15 protein-coding genes are annotated in these 18,640 nt (G+C 56.3%); 8 read left to right on the top strand and 7 right to left on the bottom strand.

Annotation, left to right across the window (positions count from 1 at the left end):
* The coding region (locus JIF53_RS12385; RefSeq protein ID WP_199452605.1) for an integrase core domain-containing protein at positions 1-109 on the top strand (109 nt) is incomplete at its 5' end.
* A gap of 51 nt (positions 110-160) precedes the next feature.
* On the opposite strand, the gene hslU is transcribed toward JIF53_RS12385, so the two are convergent.
* The 6 genes from hslU to JIF53_RS12355 form a co-directional block, all read right to left on the bottom strand.
* Complete coding sequence (hslU, locus tag JIF53_RS12380; RefSeq protein WP_011784336.1) at positions 161-1,492, bottom strand: HslU--HslV peptidase ATPase subunit; 1,332 nt, start codon at positions 1,490-1,492, stop codon at positions 161-163.
* Between the two features lie 14 nt (positions 1,493-1,506).
* A complete protein-coding gene (gene hslV, locus JIF53_RS12375; protein WP_011784337.1) occupies positions 1,507-2,037 on the bottom strand; it encodes an ATP-dependent protease subunit HslV in 531 nt (176 codons plus the stop codon).
* A 91-nt stretch (positions 2,038-2,128) separates the two neighbouring features.
* Complete coding sequence (locus tag JIF53_RS12370; RefSeq protein ID WP_199452604.1) at positions 2,129-2,773, bottom strand: SPOR domain-containing protein; 645 nt, start codon at positions 2,771-2,773, stop codon at positions 2,129-2,131.
* A gap of 7 nt (positions 2,774-2,780) precedes the next feature.
* Positions 2,781-4,466, bottom strand: a complete 1,686-nt coding sequence (gene argS, locus JIF53_RS12365; protein WP_199452603.1) for an arginine--tRNA ligase — start codon at positions 4,464-4,466, stop codon at positions 2,781-2,783.
* Positions 4,467-4,677: 211 nt separating this feature from the next.
* Entirely contained in the window at positions 4,678-6,507 is a 1,830-nt protein-coding gene (locus JIF53_RS12360) for an Ig-like domain-containing protein (protein ID WP_228285549.1), read from the bottom strand.
* 215 nt (positions 6,508-6,722) lie between these two features.
* Entirely contained in the window at positions 6,723-8,939 is a 2,217-nt protein-coding gene (locus JIF53_RS12355; protein ID WP_206769592.1) for a primosomal protein N', read from the bottom strand.
* 190 nt (positions 8,940-9,129) lie between these two features.
* On the opposite strand from JIF53_RS12355, the gene rpmE reads away from it, so the two are divergent.
* Complete coding sequence (gene rpmE / locus JIF53_RS12350) at positions 9,130-9,351, top strand: 50S ribosomal protein L31 (RefSeq protein WP_014420566.1); 222 nt, start codon at positions 9,130-9,132, stop codon at positions 9,349-9,351.
* 214 nt (positions 9,352-9,565) lie between these two features.
* On the top strand, positions 9,566-10,831 hold the full coding sequence (locus tag JIF53_RS12345) for a malic enzyme-like NAD(P)-binding protein (RefSeq protein WP_011784343.1): 1,266 nt from the start codon (positions 9,566-9,568) through the stop codon (positions 10,829-10,831).
* 85 nt (positions 10,832-10,916) lie between these two features.
* Here JIF53_RS12345 and JIF53_RS12340 read toward each other — a convergent pair whose 3' ends face one another.
* Positions 10,917-13,457 carry a penicillin-binding protein 1A gene (locus tag JIF53_RS12340; protein ID WP_199452600.1) on the bottom strand — a complete coding sequence of 847 codons (2,541 nt, stop codon included), beginning with the start codon at positions 13,455-13,457 and terminating at the stop codon, positions 10,917-10,919.
* Positions 13,458-13,694: 237 nt separating this feature from the next.
* Between JIF53_RS12340 and JIF53_RS12335 the strand changes: the two genes are divergently transcribed.
* Genes JIF53_RS12335 through pilQ form a run of 5 tightly spaced genes read left to right on the top strand, consistent with a single transcriptional unit; the run spans position 13,695 to position 18,607 of the window.
* Entirely contained in the window at positions 13,695-14,759 is a 1,065-nt protein-coding gene (locus JIF53_RS12335) for a pilus assembly protein PilM (protein WP_199452599.1), read from the top strand.
* On the top strand, positions 14,759-15,322 hold the full coding sequence (locus tag JIF53_RS12330; protein ID WP_011784346.1) for a PilN domain-containing protein: 564 nt from the start codon (positions 14,759-14,761) through the stop codon (positions 15,320-15,322). The genes JIF53_RS12335 and JIF53_RS12330 overlap by 1 nt, the downstream gene beginning before the upstream one ends.
* A complete protein-coding gene (locus JIF53_RS12325; RefSeq protein ID WP_023010977.1) occupies positions 15,322-15,933 on the top strand; it encodes a type 4a pilus biogenesis protein PilO in 612 nt (203 codons plus the stop codon). The genes JIF53_RS12330 and JIF53_RS12325 overlap by 1 nt, the downstream gene beginning before the upstream one ends.
* 2 nt (positions 15,934-15,935) lie before the next feature.
* Complete coding sequence (locus tag JIF53_RS12320) at positions 15,936-16,478, top strand: pilus assembly protein PilP (protein ID WP_153741467.1); 543 nt, start codon at positions 15,936-15,938, stop codon at positions 16,476-16,478.
* Positions 16,479-16,492: 14 nt separating this feature from the next.
* Positions 16,493-18,607: a type IV pilus secretin PilQ family protein gene (gene pilQ, locus JIF53_RS12315; protein WP_199452598.1), complete on the top strand. Its 2,115-nt coding sequence runs from the start codon at positions 16,493-16,495 to the stop codon at positions 18,605-18,607.
* Positions 18,608-18,640: the final 33 nt, after the last annotated feature.

Below are 18,640 nucleotides of genomic sequence, written 5' to 3'. Positions count from 1 at the left end.
GGAAGCCCAAAAGATGGTCGATCAGTCCGTGCAGACCTATAACACAAGGCGACCACATCTTGCCTTGAAATACAAAACGCCCGATGCGGTGCACCGGGCGTTTCAATAGAAATAGGTGTAAACCTATTTCAGGACTAGACACATTTCAGGAAACCGCGAATCAGAGAATGTAGCGGCTCAGGTCTTCGTCTTCAGATAGCTCGCCGAGCTTCTCGTCAACGTAGTCCGCTGTCACCTCAAAGGTATCGGTGACCTGGTCGCCAGCGTCGTAGGACAGACTTTCCAGCAAGCGCTCAAGCACGGTATGCAGGCGGCGCGCACCGATATTCTCGGTGGTTTCGTTCACCTTGTAAGCCACTTCCGCAATGCGGGCGATGGCATCGTCGGCGAAGGTCAGTTTCACACCTTCGGTGCCCATCAGCGCTTCATACTGCTGCACCAGCGAGGCATCCGGTTCGGTCAGAATGCGCTTGAAGTCGTCCGGCGTCAGCGCCTGCAGCTCCACGCGAATCGGCAGGCGGCCCTGCAGTTCCGGAATCAGGTCAGAAGGCTTGGACAGGTGGAAGGCGCCAGAGGCAATGAACAGAATGTGGTCGGTCCGAATGGAACCGTATTTGGTGCTTACGGTGCTGCCTTCAATCAGAGGCAACAGGTCGCGCTGAACGCCTTCCCGGGACACATCCGAGGAGGTGTTTTCCGAGCGTTTGGCAACCTTGTCGATCTCATCGATAAAGACAATCCCGTTCTGCTCAACCGCCTGAATGGCCTTCTGCTTGATCTCTTCCTCATTCACCAGCTTGGCGGCTTCTTCGTCCTTCACCCGCTTCATGGCATCCGCCACTTTCATCTTGCGGGTTTTGCGCTTGTCCGAAGACAGGTTGGAGAACATGCTCTGCAACTGGGAGGTCATCTCTTCCATACCCGGAGGTGCCATGATCTCCACGCCGGCTCCACTGCTGCGCAAATCGATCTCGATTTCCTTGTCGTCCAGCTCGCCTTCCCTCAGTTTCTTGCGGAACAGCTGTCGGGTCGAGGAGTCCGCATTGGTGCGCTGGCTGTCTTCGTTAAAATCCCTGGGGGGCGGCAGCAGGGCATCCAGAATGCGGTCTTCGGCGGCATCCAGTGCACGGTGTTCATGCCGCTTCATTTCCTGTTCGCGCAGCATTTTCACCGCCATGTCGGCCAGGTCGCGGATGATGGACTCAACATCCCGGCCTACATAGCCCACTTCGGTAAATTTGGTGGCTTCCACTTTCAGAAAGGGAGCATCCGCCAGTTTGGCTAACCGGCGGGCGATTTCCGTTTTGCCGACACCGGTGGGGCCGATCATCAGGATATTTTTCGGGGTGATTTCATCCCGCAGGCTGCTGTCCAGTTGCATGCGGCGCCAGCGGTTACGCAGGGCAATGGCGACGGCGCGTTTTGCTTCTTCCTGGCCCACGATATGTTTGTTCAGTTCGTGGACAATCTCTCGGGGAGTCATTGCAGACATGGTCGCTCCGGTCGTCAGTCTTTAATGGGCAGCACTTCCAGAGTGCGGTTCTGATTGGTGTAAATGCAGATATCGCCGGCAATTTCGAGCGCCTTCTCGGCGATTTCGTGGGCGCTGAGCTCGGTATTTTCCAGCAGCGCCCGGGCGGCGGCCTGGGCAAACGGCCCGCCGGAGCCGATAGCGATCAGCCCCTGCTCCGGCTCGATTACGTCGCCGTTGCCGGTAATGATCAGGGAGGCGGTTTTGTCCGCAACGGCCAGCAGGGCTTCCAGTTTGCGCAGGGCTCGGTCCGTGCGCCAGTCTTTGGCCAGTTCAACAGCGGCACGGGTGAGGTTGCCCTGGTGCTTTTCCAGCTGGGCCTCGAATCGCTCGAACAAGGTGAAGGCATCGGCGGTGCCACCGGCAAAACCAGCGATTACCTGGCCGTTGTACAGGCGGCGTACCTTTCGGGCATTGCCTTTCATAACGGTGTTGCCAAGGGATACCTGGCCATCACCGCCCATGGCGACTTCATTCTCCCGGCGTACGGAAACTATCGTGGTCATTGGCGCTCCAGTTGCCTGTTTGAATTTGTATTTTGGCTTTATGGAGGCGCTGGGCGGGATTTCAAGAGCAGGGGAGGTGGCTGAACAAAGTTCAGCCTTCTTTCGGGATCTTCCGCACCAGAGGCTGGATATTGATAGTAACCAGTTTGTCGACCGCCGAGTTCATCTGGCTGCGTGAGTTGAATGGTCCCACATTTACGCGGTACCAAACACTTCCGTTGTCGAGATCAATACGCTGTACATGAGCCCTGAGTCCCTGGAAGGCGATCTGCGCGCGCTGTCGCTCGGCGTCTTCCTTACTCCTGAACGAGCCAGACTGTACGACATAATCGAACTCCTGCATGGCCGGGCCCGGGGTATATTCTTCCACTTTGGGCGGAACGACCTCGGATTCCGGCAGCATTTCATAGAACCGGAAGTTCTGCTCTTTCGGCCGGCCATCCTGTTTAGCCGTGGTGTTGGCGGGTTGCTTGGGCGCTACCGGGATTTGCTCCTGAATCGGGGTTTGCCTGGCAGTTTCCGGCCCGCCGGGCAAGGTGTTCAGGTAGACGATAAAGCCGATGAAGCCACCCACGGCGGCCAGAGACAGGATGGTTTTCATAGACAACGCGCCATGCTGTGAGTGTGATGGTGCACTCTTTTGGGGTTTGGACGGCTTGCGGGGCCTGGCCGCAGGCTTGCTGGCGGCGGCCCCTTTGCCCGCAGGGCGATCTTTCCTGGCGTAATCTCTGGCCATGGCCTGATTACATCTCCTCTGGTGCGCTTACGCCGAGCAGGTCCAGGCCGTTGGCAATCACCTGGCGCACGGCCAGGTACAGGCTGACTCTTGCGTCCCGCAGGGCGGTATCTTCAATCAGCACCTTGTGGGCGTTGTAGTAAGTATGGAACTGGCCCGCCAGCTCACGCAGGTAATGGGTGAGGTGATGCGGCTCGCGCTGGGCAGCGGAGTTGGCAATCAGTTCCGGATACTTCGCCAACTGGTTGGCCAGCTCTTTTTCTTCATCCAGAGTCAGCAGGCTCAGTTCGCCGGCGCATTCGTTCATGCCACGCTGTACGCCCTCGGCGGCCAGCTTGCGCAGCACGCTGCAAATCCGGGCATGGGCATACTGGATGTAATACACCGGGTTTTCATTGGTCTGGGAGCGCGCCAGGTCGATATCGAAAGTCAACTGTGAATCCACTCGACGTGCCGCCAGGAAGAAGCGGGTGGCATCCCGGCCCACTTCGTCGATCAGATCCCGCACGGTAACGTAGCTGCCTGCGCGCTTGGAGATTTTTACTTCCTGGCCAGAGCGGGTCACCATCACCATCTGGTGCAGAACGTAATCCGGCCATCCCTGGGGGATATCTGCCTTCAGGGCCTGCAGTCCCGCGCGAACACGGGTTACGGTGGAGTGGTGGTCAGCGCCCTGCTCGTTAATTACGGTGGTAAAACCGCGCTGCCACTTGTCCAGGTGGTAGGCGACATCGGGCAGGAAGTAGGTGTAGCCGCCGTCTTTCTTGCGCATTACCCGGTCTTTGTCGTCGCCGAACTCGGTGGTTTTCAGCCACATGGCGCCATCCCGCTCATAGGTGTAACCGTTGGCCTTGAGGCGCTCAACGGTGGCTTCCACCTTGCCATCCTCGTACAGAGAGGATTCCAGGAAATACACATCGAACTGAACCCCGAAGGCTTTCAGGTCCAGGTCCTGTTCACGGCGCAGGTAGGCGACGGCGAATTCCCGGATGGCATCCCGGTCTTCCGGATCTGCTTTTGCGGTTACCTCGCGGTCGTCGGCCACCACGGTTTCGCCAGCAAGGTAGGCGTTTGCTACATCGACAATGTAATCGCCCCGGTAGCCATCTTCCGGCCAGCTTTCATCTTCCGGCGTCAGGCCCTTAACGCGGGACTGCACCGAAAGGGCCAGATTGTTGATCTGCGCTCCGGCGTCGTTGTAGTAGAACTCCCGGGTGACGTCGTAACCGTTGGCTTCCAGCAAGCGGCACAGGCAATCGCCAATGGCGGCGCCCCGTCCGTGACCCACGTGCAGAGGGCCGGTGGGGTTGGCAGACACAAACTCCACCTGAACCTTTTCGCCGTTACCGGAGTTGTTGCGGCCGAACTGCTGAGCTTCGTCCAGGATAGTGTTCACAATACCGAAGGCGCTGGCGGTGCTCATGAAAAAATTGATAAACCCCGGTCCGGCAATCTCCACTTTTTCCACGGCGGAGTTCTCAGGCAATGCCGCCACCAGTGCTTCGGCCAGCTTGCGAGGCGGGCAGCCGGCGGCTTTGGAGGCCACCAGGGCAATATTACAGGCATAGTCCCCGTGGGACTTGTCTTTGGTGTTGCCCACCTGAGGGGTGAAGCTCTGGTCTGCCGGCAGTGTGCCGTCAGACTGCAGGGTCGCCAGTGCAGACTGGAGAAGCTCGGATACGGTCTCTTTCATGCTGTCGAATGACTCGGTTTGCAGAAGAATGGGTGTCAGGGCAGGGCGCCCGTTAAAAACAGAAGGGGCGTATTATCGCGGAAAGTTGGTGTGTAAGCAAAAAGACTCAGGAAAACACGCTTGGCCAGTGACGGCGATGACAGGCGGTGAGGTTTAGCGGGGGTTTTAAAAGAAAATGGGCCTTTCCAGGCCCATTTTGTATCAGACAATATTAGTTACAAGCGGTTGGGTTATAGGGGCTCTCTGTGCCACCCGGCGGGCGTACGTCCTCATTGGTAAGGTCTGCGGACAAGCACGGGAGTATAAATTCCCTGGAGTTAGAGCTTGTGAAACCCTCAACATTGGAGGTCGCGGTCAGACGAACCCTTACCCAGCTACACTCGCCTTTTGGATAGCGAATATCGAATTCAACAGAGCCGCTGGCGTCTGTGGATACCGAGGTAGGCGCTGATGCCGGGTTGGCGATTTCAGTACCGTTTACCGGGTCCGCATGATTGGTCTGGCAGCTTTGACTTACGTTGGTAACCCAGAGGTCTCCGTTGTAGCTGTAAGTGCCCTTGTAGAATTCCAGCGGCAAAACGCTCAGTTGGACTGGCTGGTTGGTGCTGGCGTTACCATTTGCATCGGTAACCAGCACGCTCCATGGCATGTCATACACGGTTTCATTGGGTGCTGCGATGGTGTTGCCGGTGCCAAGGATGAGAGTGAGTGCTCGCCCGGCAACGGTCAAAGAAATAGAGGCCTCGTCGGTTGAGCTGTCCTGACGGGTGATGCGGGCGGTCACCTGCACGCCGTCTTTATCGCTGATACTGCTGGTGGACCGGTAGGTCGAGATCGCCCGGCCCTGGCTGTCGGTGTTGACGGTGCCTGGTGACAGGGTGCCGCCGGTGGGATCTACCAGCGTGAATTCCACGGTCGCGTTTTTAACCAGGTTACCGTTTACATCGCGAACGGTGGTAATGATGCTCGCCTCGTCGTTGGTTGATACCTGGGTCTTCGAGGCACGGATGTTCACTTCGTGGGGCGCAGAAGAGACAAACTCAATGGTGGTGTTTGCCTGAATCTGGCTGCCACCGGCGGCATCAGCGCTTGCAGTGACTTCAGCAATACCCACGTCGGAAGAGGAAATGCTGACTTGAGCGGTTCCCTGAGCGTTGGTTGTCACGGAGCTGTTGGAGAGTGTCCCACGGGTTGTGGAGAAGCGTACCGTCTGGCCGACCACGGGGGCTCCGTTCTGAGTCCAGGTGACGGACAGTGCTTGTGGAGTGTCGATTTCAACTTCATTGTCAGCCAGAGTGCCGAAAGCAAAGCTGTCCGCAGAAACGTTGATGTTGATCTGTGCCGAAACCCTTGACTCGCCTTCATAGGCGGATACGACAACGGTATCTGAACCGCCGCTCGAAGCAGTCAGTTGGAACTGAACCCGGCCGGAAGCATCGGTTGTCAGTGTTGGGCTTGAGACGGTGTTCTTCTGGCTCGATACTGACACGGCGGTGTTTCCGATGCCTTGGCCTGAAGAGTCAAGCAGCCGGGCCTCGTAGCTGGCATTTGCGCCATTACTGATGGCTGAAGGCCCGGTGAGGCTCATGTTAGTTCCGGTGACGGCGATATTCACGGAGTTTGAAACGCCACCCGTAGATGCGGTCACGGAAATGGTGCGGTTGCGGGCGTCTCCCTGAGTCGAGAGTTCTGCGCTCGCCTGGCCTGCGTCCGTCGTGGTTTGCGTGGTAACGGTCAGGGATCCGTTATTGGAGGCATTGAAGGCCACGTCAAGACCAGGCGTAAGAATGCCATTCTGATCCCGTACAAGTGCGGTGATCTGAGCCTTGTCCTGTCCGGAAGAGCCGATGGAGGGTGTGCTGGTAATAAGTTGTATGGAGCCCACCGTGACGCCCGGAGTGGTTGGTGTCCCGGAGCCGTTATCTCCACCGTTGTTATTACTACCGCCCGCTAATGGTGTGGAGCCACTGTCGCCTCCACAAGCTATGAGCAAGAGGCTCAGCGACAATGCGGCCGCACGCGCAAGGAATTTCCATGCCATTTTATTTCTCCAGTTTTCATCGACAGCAAAAGCCATAAACCTGCGCATTCCCGCACGAGAACCGCAACCTCAGGTTTTGATCCAAGAGTAGTGGTTATAGTGCTGAAAATCATAGCACAGTCAGTTCAAACTGAATGAGTATGAATGGTGAATTCTGAAAAAGATTGTAACGAATTGCAGAATATGGACTGTGTCACGATTCGGGATGATGATCTTCAGCCAGTCTCCTGAGGGTCAACATCAACAATCCATTTGGTGCTCGTTGGCAGCTTGCATTGGTCCAGGTACTGGCAAATGTGAGTGAGCAGATGGTTGAGTTGGCGCCGGTGGTTACTGCACAGGATCAGCTGCGCCCGGTGTCGGTCGGCTTTGCGTGCAATTACCGCCGGTAGCGGCCCCCAGGTTTCTATGCCGTTCGCGGCCGTCATTGGTTTAATGCTGTCTAACAGTTGCAGGCTTGCCTGCATGGTGTCGGCTTCCGCGCGGAGTATGGCCATGGCGCGGAATGGTGGCAGGGCGCCGGTTTGGCGTTCAGTCAGAAGTTGGTCTGCCAGCGCGGCATAATTACCCTGGCAGAGCGACTTCAACAGCGGGTGGTCGCTGTGGCAGGTCTGGATAAGCACTTTGCCGGGTTTTTCGCCCCGGCCAGCGCGGCCGCTCACTTGCAAAAGTGTCTGCACCATCTGTTCCGGCGCCCGAAAATCGACACTGAACAGGCCACCATCGGCGTTGACGACGGCAACCAGGGTCACGTTGGGAAAGTCATGGCCCTTGGCGAGCATCTGGGTGCCCACCAGTATGCAGGGGGCACCGCTGTTAACCTGAGCCAGTATATTCTGGATACTCCCTTTGCGCTGGGTGCTGTCCCTGTCTACCCGTACAATGGGGGTGTCCGGAAACTGTTCGGCCAGGGTTTCTTCGGTGCGCTCTGTGCCTTGGCCCACGGGTTTGAAATTTTCACTCCGGCATTTGGGGCAGCTGTGGCTTGCGGCCATCTGGAAGTCGCAGTGATGGCAACGCATGGCTCTGTCCCGGCGATGGTATGTCAGTCGGGTATCGCAGCGCGGGCATTCCTCCATGTGGCCACAATCGAAGCACATCATGATGGGGGCGAATCCCCGCCGGTTCACAAATACCAGTGCCTGCTCACCTCGTACCAGTGTTTCCTTTATAGCGTTCAGGGTGGGGCGCGAAAGGCCGGCCTCCAGAGGGCGGCTGCGGATGTCGAGCAATTCCACTTCCGGAGGTGAGGCATTGCCAGCCCGTTGTTCCAGCCGGATAAGGTGGTATTTGCCTTGCCTGGCGTTGTGCCAGGATTCCAGCGAAGGCGTTGCTGAGCCCAGGATGACGGGGCATTGATTCAGGTGAGCCCGATAGACAGCAACGTCCCGCCCCGAGTAGCGAAACCCTTCGCCCTGCTTGTAGGAGTTGTCATGTTCTTCGTCCACAACAATGGCGCGAAGGTTCGTGAACGGCAGCAAGACGGCGGAGCGGGTGCCGATCAGAATAACCGGTTCCCCATGTCGGATTCTCAGCCAGGTAGCCAGGCGTTCGCTGTCGTTCAGGGCCGAGTGCCAGGCCACAATCCGGTGGCCGAAGTAACGCCGGAAGCGCTCGAGGGTCTGGGGCGTGAGGTTGATTTCGGGAACCAGTACCAGAGCCTGTTGGTCGTCCTGCAGTTTTTGTGTCAGGTAATGAAGATAGAGCTCGGTTTTGCCGCTCCCGGTGATGCCATAAAGAAGTGTGGCGCTGAAGCGATCTGTAACCTGCGGTAATTCTTTGGCCGCTGCCAGTTGCGCGGGTGAGAGTCTGGGGCCGTCTACTGTGACGATGCTCTCGCTGAAAGTCGGATGCTGTGGATCGCTAAGTTCGATGAGGCCTTTATCGCGAAGGCTTTTGATCTGAGGGCGGTTGAAGCCGGCTTTAACCAGTTCGCCGGTCGATATGCCGGGTGCGCGCTGGATGGATTCCAGCAAGGCTTTCTGTCGATGGGCGTTGGCCGGCAGTGGGGCGATGTTTTGGGTGCCTTGCCAGTGTTCATCCTGTTTCTGCTGTGACGGCCGGCCTCGGCGTAATGCGGGAGGCAGGGCGGTAAACAGGCACTCACCCAAGGGGTGCTGATAGTAGTGGCTGGCCCAGCTAAGGAGTTGGAAGGTGGCTGTGGGTAAGGCGAGCCACGGCTCCAGCACTTCCAGGATGGGCTTGAGGGTAATGCCGTCTGGTGGTGTCACGCCGGTTTCCACCACAAGGCCGGTGAGGGTTTGCCTGCCAAAGGGTACTTTCACGCGTTGCCCGGGGGAGACGGTCATGGTCTCCGGGATTCGGTAATCAAAGAGTCGCCGGAGCGGGCGATTCAGGGCGATGCGAGCGGTTGAGGGCCGTGTCACGGTAACTGCGTATCCTGAAAGCGGGCAAAAGTAGGCTGGTTGCATGGTATCCGGACTGTTCCGGATGGCCAAGATACTTGCCTGTGGTCGGGTTTGTCAGTAAGATTCGCGGTCTGTTTCTGGCCGGGCTTGATTGTGCACGGTCTTTTCAATTGATTCAAACATGCGGTGCCTGGCACCTGGGCAGCAAAGATGCCCCGTGATCAGGTAGCGGCATGACCTAACGAGGTTCGCCATGAAAGAAGGTATTCACCCGAAGTACGAAGACATCACCGCTACCTGTTCCTGCGGTAATGTGATCAAGACCCGTTCTACCATCGGTCACGATCTGCAGCTGGACGTATGCTCCCAGTGCCACCCGTTCTACACCGGCAAGCAGAAGGTTATGGACACCGGTGGTCGTATCGATCGCTTCCAGAAGCGTTTCGGCAGCCGTATCGGTGGCAAGAAAGACTGATCCGCGCCGGGATGTTGAAAAAAGCGCCTTTTGGCGCTTTTTTTGTGCGCCAATGAAAAATAAAGTTTGCTATATACGCAAAATGCACTATTGACTGTTCATAAAATATTCGATTTCGGCTTGTCGTTTTGGGTCGGGCGCGCCATAATGGCGCGCTCCGTTGGGCGAGCTCCAGCGGGATTTACCTTTAAACGTGACAAACGGAACAGTGGCAATGTCTCAAGATCTGAAAGAAGCAGCCCTTGAATATCACGCCAAACCGCGGCCGGGTAAGCTGAGTGTTGAAATCACGAAGCCGACCCAGACTTCCCGCGACCTCTCCCTGGCGTACAGCCCCGGGGTTGCCGAACCGGTCCGCGAGATCGCGAAGGACCCCGAGAACGCTTACAAATACACAGCCAAGGGTAACCTGGTTGCCGTGATTTCTGACGGTACCGCTATCCTGGGTCTGGGTAATCTCGGCCCTCTGGCGAGCAAGCCGGTTATGGAAGGCAAGGGCGTACTGTTCAAGCGCTTTGCCGGAATTGACGTCTTCGACATCGAGGTTAATTCCGAAAGCCCGCAAGCGTTTATTGAAACTGTTGAGCGCATCGCCGATACCTTCGGTGGTATCAACCTCGAGGACATCAAAGCACCGGAGTGCTTCGAGATTGAGCGTGCGCTGATTGAAAAGTGTAACGTGCCCATCTTCCACGATGACCAGCACGGTACCGCTATTGTAACTGCGGCCGGCATGATCAATGCTCTTGAGCTGCAGGGCAAGAAAATTGAAGAGGCAAAGGTGGTATGTCTGGGCGCCGGTGCGGCCGCCATTGCCTGCATGAAGTTGCTGATCAGCTGCGGTATGCGCTCTGAGAACATCTTCATGCTCGACCGTAAGGGTGTGATCCACTCTGGTCGTGATGATCTGAACCAGTACAAGGCGATGTTCGCCAACGATACCGACAGGCGTACTCTGGACGACGCCATCGACGGTGCCGACGTGTTCCTGGGTCTGTCTGGCCCGGACCTTCTGTCTGCCGAGCAATTGGCGAAAATGGCGCCGAACCCGGTGGTGTTTGCCTGTTCCAACCCGGATCCGGAAATCAGCCCGGAAGTGGCTCTGGCTACCCGTGATGATCTGATCATGGCGACAGGTCGCTCTGACTATCCGAACCAGGTGAACAACGTGCTTGGCTTCCCGTTCATTTTCCGTGGTGCACTGGATGTACGTGCAACCGCTATCAACGAGGAAATGAAGGTTGCCGCGGTTAACGCAATCCGTGAACTGGCCAAAGAGCCGGTGCCGCAGGAAATCTGTGAAGCCTACGGTGTTGATTCGTTCGAATTCGGTAAGGAATACATCATTCCAAAGCCGATGGATGTTCGTCTGCTGGAAGTGGTGCCGGCCGCCGTGGCCCGTGCTGCGGTAGATTCCGGTGTTGCGCGTAATCCGTACCCTGCGCATTACCCGCTGAAGTCTATGGACGACATCATCTGATCGTGATGTAGTCTGGCTTCAAAAAAAACCGGCGGAGATCCCGCCGGTTTTTTTGTGCGTCCTGCTTGGGTGGTGCTGCGACAGATCAGAAGATCTGCCGTGACAGGTCGTCCCCGTTACCGTTGTCGCCGTTCCCTCCGATACTCTCCGCTGGCAGAGGCGAGGGTGCGTCTTCTTCCTTGAATATCTCGAACACGGCTTCTTCGCCGGGCCTGGCTCTTTCTCCGGTTTCCGGATTGATGCGGATATTCACGATGCCGTTGGGCCTGGGCATGGTGGCTGCTGGCTGGTCTGCCAGTGCTACTTTCATATAGTCGACCCATATCGGCAGTGCGGTACTGGCGCCATACTCGCCCCGACCCAGAGGGGAGGGTTGGTCAAATCCGACCCAGACGGTAGTTGCGATATCGTGGTTGAAGCCTGCGAACCAGGTGTCTTTCTGCTCGTTGGTGGTGCCCGTCTTGCCGGCAATGTCGCTGCGATTCAGGGCCAGGGCGCGACGTCCCGTTCCCCGGCGAACCACGTCCTGCATCATCGAGTGCATGATGTAGATTGATCGTTCGTCGGCCAGGCGTTGCATAATCCGTGGTTCGGTTGTGTTCTCCTCGGCTGCGGAGGCTGGCAGTGTCATGCCTTCAATTTCGGGTGGTTGCTCCGAAGTGCTTTGTTCGGCATCGGCGACCTGCCTCTGGGAGGCGTCGCAGTTCTCGTCGCATAATATGGTCTTCGGGGCTTCATAGACCACGGTGCCGTCCCATTCCTCGATTCGTTCAATCAGGTAAGGCTGTACGTCGTAACCGCCATTGGCTATCACCGCAAAGCCTCGTGCCAGCTCCATGGGTGTCAGCAGGCCGCTGCCCAGAGAGAGCGAGAGGTTGGAGGGCATGTTTTCAGTCGGGAGTTTGAGTTGCTTCAGGTAGCTGAGGGTGGTGTTGATGCCCAGGTCTCTCAGCAGGCGGATGGAAACCAGGTTGCGGGAGCGGTAAAGGCCCTCGCGCAAGGTGGTTGGTCCGTAGAACTGGCCCGATGAGTTCTGTGGTCGCCATGCGGTTTCAAGTTCGGAGTCTTCGAATACGATCGGAGCGTCGTTGTAGATGGTCGCCGGTGTTCGGCCGTTTTCCAGCGCGGAAAGGTACAGGAACGGCTTGAACGTTGAGCCTGGTTGGCGGCTGGCCTGGGTGGCGCGATTGTACTTGCTCTGGTTAAAGCTGTAGCCGCCCGCCAAAGCTTCAATGGCGCCGGTTTTGGCTTCCAGGGAGATGAGTGCGCCCTCGATTCGGGGTGCTTGCGCCAGGGAAACTCGCAGTTCGGTGACGGCCTGCGCGGATGCGCTCTCGCTGCCAGATTCTGCCTCAGAGTCTTTAATCTGTGGCAGTTGGTCAACTTTTACATAGATGACGTCCCCGGGGTTGACCACATCCGAAGGTTTTTCTGGTTCGGGGCCGGTGATGCTCTCGGTTCGGAATCGGCGTGCCCAGGTCATGGTTTCAAAGGGCATGACGCCGGGGCCCAGGCGCCGGGCGTGTACTTTTACTTCGTTCTTTTCGTCGTCTATTGATGTCACAACGGCTGGCACCAGCGTTTCAACCCGCGGGTAGTTCTGCATCTTGTCCGACAGTTCGGCCGGGGTCAGGCCTTCAATGTCGAACTGTCCGATGGGGCCCCGGAAACCGTGCCGGCGGTCATAGGCTTCGAGGCCTGCCCTCAGGGCTTCGGTAGCGGTTTGTTGCTTGTCGCTGTCGACGGTCAGGGTCACGCTGTAGCCATCGGTGTATGCATTCTCTCCGTAGCGGCGAACCATTTCAGCTCGGGCCATCTCGGCCACATAGTCGGCATCCACTTCGGCGTCACGAGTGTTATAGCTGGCGGTCAGCGGTGCTTTGCTGGCCAGAGACCAGGCGTCTTCGGTGATGTAGCCCAGGTCTTTCATTCTGCCGAGAATCCAGTTACGGCGAATCAGGGCTCGCTCCGGATTTGCCAGGGGGTTGTAGGCAGAGGGGGCTTTGGGGAGACCTGCCAACATTGCCATCTGGGCCAGTGAAAGTTCTGTGACCGGTTTGTCGTAGTAAACCTGGGCGGCAGCGGCGATTCCGTAGGCCCGGTTGCCGAGGTAGATCTTGTTCAGATAGAGCTCAAGAATCCTGTTTTTATCCAGTTCACGTTCAATCTGAAGAGCCAGCAGTATCTCGTTGAACTTTCGTATGAAGGTCCGGTCGCGTGACAAAAAGTAATTTTTTGCAACCTGCATGGTGATGGTACTGCCGCCAGACTGGATTTCTCCGGTGGTGATCAGTTCCACTGCAGCCCGCGTCAGGCCTTTAATGTCGACTCCGAAGTGCTCGTAAAACCGCGCGTCTTCCGCTGCCAGGAAGGCTTGTAACTGAATTGTAGGGATCTGTTCTATTGTGATCGGTGCCCTTCTCTTTTCACCGAATTCTGCTATTAATCTGTTGTCTTTGCTATACACCCGAAGCGGCGTCTGCAGCCGGACATCCAGCAATTGCTCGACCGGTGGCAGATTGGGCCGAAGATAGAGATACAGGCTTGAGGAAATAATAATGGCGACACTCAGGCCGGTAAGAAAGAACCAGGCAAAAACGCGAGATGTACGCAACAAATGAGACATTTTTTTCTGACAACTGTTGGATATAGGTCTATTATTTGAGAAATTGCTTTAGGAAGGTTCGGTCGCCTCGCCGTCTGCAATGTCTCCCGAAATTCGAGAGATTGCATTGTAGACGGAATAAATAAGAAATTCTCTTACATAAAAAACACATAGAACGCCTCTGAAATGATCGCCTTTACAGGGAGTGGTTCAGGGGTTCCAACGCCGGGTGCATTTAACCAGGTATAGGGTGAGCGCGTGTTCGGATTACTAGGAAAAAAATCCAGTGCCGTCCTTGGAGTGGATGTAAGCTCCAGTTCGGTCAAGCTGCTAGAGCTGTCAAAACATGGCGATCGATACAAGGTCGAGAGCTATGCGGTAGAGCCGTTGCCGGCCAATGCAGTTGTTGAAAAAAACATCACAGACGTCGAAGCGGTTGGGGAAGTGCTCAAGCGTGTCGCGTCCAAGTCACGTACCAGTGTGAAGCAGGTGGCTGTTGCTGTTTCCGGCTCGGCGGTGATCACCAAGGTTATCCAGATGGACGGTGGTCTCAACGAGTTTGAAATGGAAGACCAGATTGCGCTGGAAGCCGATCAGTACATTCCTTACCCCCTCGATGAAGTGGCGATCGATTTCGAAGTCCAGGGCCCGTCTGAATCCAACCCGGATCAGGTGGATGTGCTGCTGGCGGCCTGCCGTAAGGAAAACGTCGACATCCGCGAAGATGCCCTGGAAATTGCAGGGCTGACAACCAAGATTGTCGACGTGGAAGCCTATGCTCTGGAGCGGGCTTACAGCCTGATTGAGCCTCAGCTCGACTCTCAGGGAGAAGAGTTGGTGGTTGCCATCGTTGATATTGGCGCGACCATGACAACTCTGAGTGTGCTGGCAGAGGGTAAGACAGTCTATACCCGTGAGCAGATTTTTGGCGGAAAACAGCTGACGGAAGAAATTCAGCGTCGTTACGGGCTTTCGTTTGAAGAGGCGGGTCTGGCCAAGAAGCAGGGTGGTTTGCCGGACGACTACAACGAGGAAGTCCTGACCCCGTTCCGGGAAGCGGTTGTTCAGCAAGTGGCACGGGCGCTGCAGTTTTTCTTCGGCGCCAGTCAGTACAACGTGGTGGATTACGTGGTGCTCGCCGGTGGAACAGCGTCGATTCAGGGGCTCACGGAAATGGTGGAAGAGAAAACCGGAACGCCAACCCTGGTGGCCAATCCGTTTGCCAACATGGCGGTGGGTTCCCGGGTCAACGCCTCTGCGCTCAGCAATGATGCCCCCTCGTTGATGATTGCCTGCGGTCTGGCAATGAGGAGTTTCGACTGATGGCAAAGATTAACCTCAGGCCCTGGCGGGAAGAGCTTCGCGCGGAGAAGCAGAAGCAGTTTGTCGTGATGATACTGGGCGCCGTGATTATCGCGGGTGGCCTGGCTTTCCTCTGGAAATCGGATATGGACAGCCGGATTGCCTACCAGCAATCCCGTAATGCCTATATCGAGACTGCAACCAAAGAGCTGGACAAGCAGATCAAGGAGATCGAAAACCTCAAGCGTCAGCGCGATGAATTGCTGGCACGCATGCAGGTGATTCAGGATCTTCAGGGCAAGCGGCCGGTGATTGTGCGGGTGTTCGATGAATTGGTGAGAACCCTTCCAGACGGGCTGTACTACACCGATCTCAAGAAGACTGGCGAGCGACTCGACATCGTGGGTATGGCAGAGTCCAACAGCCGAATCTCGAACCTGATGCGTCAATTTGAGGATTCCGAATGGTTTGCCAATCCCAATCTGACCAATGTGGCCGCAGCAGACAGTGCCCGATCCGGCTACAGCCAGTTCAATCTCTCTGTCCAGCAGCGGACACCTGAGCCCGAAGGGGAGGATAACTGATGAGCCTCGCGGACTCTCTGAAAAGTCTTAACGAATTCGATATCAATGATCTTGATATCAACAATGCCGGCATCTGGCCGGCACCAGTCAAGGCTATTGTGGCGTTAATTGTCTTCGGCCTGATACTTGGTGGTGGTTACTGGTTCTTTATCAAGGATCAGTATGCCCAGCTCGATCGGGTGGAGCAGCAGGAGCAGGAACTCAAGCAGCGCTACGAGCAAAAGGCCTATCAGGTGGCGAACCTGGATGTATTCAAGGCCCAGATGGAAGAAATGGAAGAAACCTTTGGAGCACTGGTGCGTCAGTTGCCCAGTGAGACCGAGGTGCCTGGCCTGCTGGAAGATATTACCAATACGGCGTTAGGGAGCGGTTTGGCGCTGCAGGAAGTGAAGCTGCAGCCGGAGCAGCAGCGAGACTTCTATTCGGAGCTTCCCATTAATATTCGGGTGTCCGGCTCCTATCATGAGCTGGCCTCTTTCGTAAGCAGTGTGGCGAGCCTGCCACGTATCGTGACGCTGCACGATTTAACCATCAAACCAATTGGCGGAGACGGAGACCAGCTGGACATGCAGGTGGTTGCCCGTACTTACCGCTACCGGGCTGGAGAATGAGCATGACAGGAAAGCATGCGGGAAAAGCCTGGCTGGGTGTGTGTCTGGCGTCTTTGCTGACGGCTTGTTCCCAGGGAAACGGTTTCTCGGATCTCGACAAGTTCATGGCAGATACCCGGGCAAAACCCCGAGGGCACGTGGAACCTTTGCCGGAGTTCAAGGCCTACGAGGCCTTCAGTTATTCGGCTGCAGATCGGCGCGCACCGTTTGAGCCGCCGGTAGATGTCCAGCTGACCATGGTCGATGAGGAGCCAGTCAGTGACGTTGAGCCGGATCTGGACCGGCCCCGGGAAGTGCTTGAGAACTTTGACCTCAAGTCTCTGGCCATGGTGGGCACGCTACAGGGGGTTGAGGGCAACCTGTTCGCTCTGATTAGAGATAACTCGGGCGGCATTCACCGGGTGCGCACCGGTAATTACATGGGCCAGAACTATGGCCGTATTGTGGGGGTCAGTGAAACCCGCATTGAACTGATTGAAATCGTTCCGAATGGCCGGGGTGGTTGGGTAGAACGCCCGCGCTCCCTGTCTTTGGATGAAGGCTGAGGAGCGGTAACGGTATGAATTCAAGAAACATGCACGAACAAACAGGTTTAGGGTCGAGGCTAGCGATGTTCAAAAAACTCAATGTCTGCGTAGGCGTGATTGCCATCGGGTTATGGAGCGGCCTGGCCAGCGCGGTCACGCTGCAGGACTTGTCGTTTTCTTCGCTGCCGGGGGAGCGGCTGGAAGTCACCATGCAGTTTGATGGCACGCCGCCGGAACCGTCGGGCTATACTATAGAGCGACCTGCCCGGATTGCGGTAGATCTCAAGGACACAACCAGTGCCTTGAACCAGCGGAGTATCCCGTTGGGCACCGGCAACGCTCAAAGTGTGACCGTGGTCGAAACCAAAGATCGCACCCGCTTGATCTTTAATCTGGTTGAATTGGTGCCTCACGACACCGTACGCACCAACAACTCTCTGGTAATGACCATTGGTGGTGAGTCCGATGCCGTCGCCTCCACCTCTTCTCAGCCAGCACAGCGTACGACAACGGCTTCTCCTGCATCGTCGAATGCGTTGGCCGGTGTTGATTTTCGTCGTGGTAAAGAGGGCGAAGGTCGGGTGATCGTCGATCTGGGTAGCAGCACGGCGACCGTTAATCTGAACGAGCTGGGTGGCCGCATCCGTCTGACCATGCCTGACCTTCAGGTTCCTGCCGATCTGAGACGTCGTCTGGATGTGACCGATTTTGCGACGCCGGTTACTCGCATCGATACTTTTGTGGAAGATGGCAGTGCGGTAGTCGAGATCAGACCACAGGGGGAATATGACTATATTGCCTATCAGTCAGGTCGTGAGTTTACCGTAAGCATTGAAGAGCTCTCGCGTGAAGAAGCAGAGGCGCGCCGTGAGGAGAAATTCCCATACACCGGTGACAAGCTCTCCCTGAATTTCCAGGACATTGAGGTGCGTTCGGTGCTTCAGTTGATTGCTGATTTTACCGGCCTGAACCTGGTCGCCAGTGACACAGTGGGTGGAAGCATCACTCTGCGACTGCAGAACGTGCCGTGGGATCAGGCGCTGGATCTGATCTTGAAGACCAAAGGCCTGGATAAGCGTCAGATCGGCAACGTTCTGTTGGTCGCGCCTGCCGAAGAAATTGCGGCCAGGGAAAAGCTTGAGCTCGAGACCAACAAGCAAATTGCGGAGTTGGCTCCGGTTCGGTTGGATATTATTCAGGTGAATTACGCCAAGGCGGCTGACATTGTTGAGCTGATCCAGGCGGACGAAGAGCTCATTTCTTCCAGAGGCTTTGTTTCATCTGATGCCCGTACGAACACAATCAGTGTCCGGGAAACTGCTGAGAAGCTCGATGAAATCCGTCGACTGGTATCGACATGGGACGTTCCTGTCCGTCAGGTTTCTATTGAAGCGAGAATCGTCAGGGCTCAAACCAACGTGGCTGAGGACCTTGGCGTTCGTTGGGGTGGCGCAGCGTATAACGTTGACGGTGATGATGTTGTTACGGTTGGCGGGTCTCTCGGTACTCTGCAAGAAGCTCGGGATGCGGCAAGCGGCGGAAGCAACACTATTTCCTTCCCGGGAGCGTTGGGGGTAGATCTCGGTGTGACTGGTGAGGGAGCCTCATCTTTTGCGATTGGTTGGGGTAGCGATGATTTCCTCGTCGATCTCGAGTTGTCAGCGCTTGAAAGTGATGGTCGTGCGGAAGTCGTGTCCCAGCCCAGAGTGGTGACTGCAGATCGCCAGAGCGCGTCGATCAAATCTGGTGAAGAGATCCCTTATCAGGAAGCGTCTTCCAGTGGTGCGACTTCTGTATCGTTCAAGGAAGCGGTGCTTTCTCTTGAGGTGACCCCGCAGATTACGCCCGATGACAAAATCATTATGGATCTCGTGGTCAACCAGGATTCCCGGGGCGAAGTAACCGCAGGTATCCCGTCTATCAATACTAATGAAGTGACAACACAAGTATTGGTTGCTAACGGCGAGACGGTTGTCCTGGGTGGTATCTTCCAGTCTGAAGTTGCCACGCAGACCACAAAAACTCCGTTCCTGGGTGACATCCCCTATCTCGGGCGTCTGTTCAAGCGCACCGAGCATGTTGATGAGCGCAGCGAGCTGTTGATCTTTATAACGCCGAAGATCATCAAGAACGATATCTTGCAGTAAGATTGGTGTAAGTAAAAAAGCCGCCGGGTAACC

The organism is Marinobacter sp. bablab_jr008, assembly GCF_016464145.1.
Classification (GTDB): domain Bacteria; phylum Pseudomonadota; class Gammaproteobacteria; order Pseudomonadales; family Oleiphilaceae; genus Marinobacter; species Marinobacter nauticus.
This window is presented reverse-complemented; position numbering and strand designations above follow the sequence as displayed.

Excerpts from the sequence above, each read along its gene's own strand:
- JIF53_RS12325 (WP_023010977.1), top strand. The coding sequence starts at position 15,322 with ATGAGCCTCGCGGACTCTCTGAAAAGTCTTAACGAATTCGATATCAAT.
- JIF53_RS12330 (WP_011784346.1), top strand. The coding sequence starts at position 14,759 with ATGGCAAAGATTAACCTCAGGCCCTGGCGGGAAGAGCTTCGCGCGGAG.
- JIF53_RS12320 (WP_153741467.1), top strand. The coding sequence starts at position 15,936 with ATGACAGGAAAGCATGCGGGAAAAGCCTGGCTGGGTGTGTGTCTGGCG.
- JIF53_RS12345 (WP_011784343.1), top strand. The coding sequence starts at position 9,566 with ATGTCTCAAGATCTGAAAGAAGCAGCCCTTGAATATCACGCCAAACCG.
- pilQ (WP_199452598.1), top strand. The coding sequence starts at position 16,493 with ATGAATTCAAGAAACATGCACGAACAAACAGGTTTAGGGTCGAGGCTA.
- hslU (WP_011784336.1), bottom strand. The coding sequence starts at position 1,492 with ATGTCTGCAATGACTCCCCGAGAGATTGTCCACGAACTGAACAAACAT.
- JIF53_RS12340 (WP_199452600.1), bottom strand. The coding sequence starts at position 13,457 with ATGTCTCATTTGTTGCGTACATCTCGCGTTTTTGCCTGGTTCTTTCTT.
- JIF53_RS12370 (WP_199452604.1), bottom strand. The coding sequence starts at position 2,773 with ATGGCCAGAGATTACGCCAGGAAAGATCGCCCTGCGGGCAAAGGGGCC.
- rpmE (WP_014420566.1), top strand. The coding sequence starts at position 9,130 with ATGAAAGAAGGTATTCACCCGAAGTACGAAGACATCACCGCTACCTGT.
- JIF53_RS12355 (WP_206769592.1), bottom strand. The coding sequence starts at position 8,939 with ATGCAACCAGCCTACTTTTGCCCGCTTTCAGGATACGCAGTTACCGTG.
- JIF53_RS12360 (WP_228285549.1), bottom strand. The coding sequence starts at position 6,507 with ATGGCATGGAAATTCCTTGCGCGTGCGGCCGCATTGTCGCTGAGCCTC.
- hslV (WP_011784337.1), bottom strand. The coding sequence starts at position 2,037 with ATGACCACGATAGTTTCCGTACGCCGGGAGAATGAAGTCGCCATGGGC.
- argS (WP_199452603.1), bottom strand. The coding sequence starts at position 4,466 with ATGAAAGAGACCGTATCCGAGCTTCTCCAGTCTGCACTGGCGACCCTG.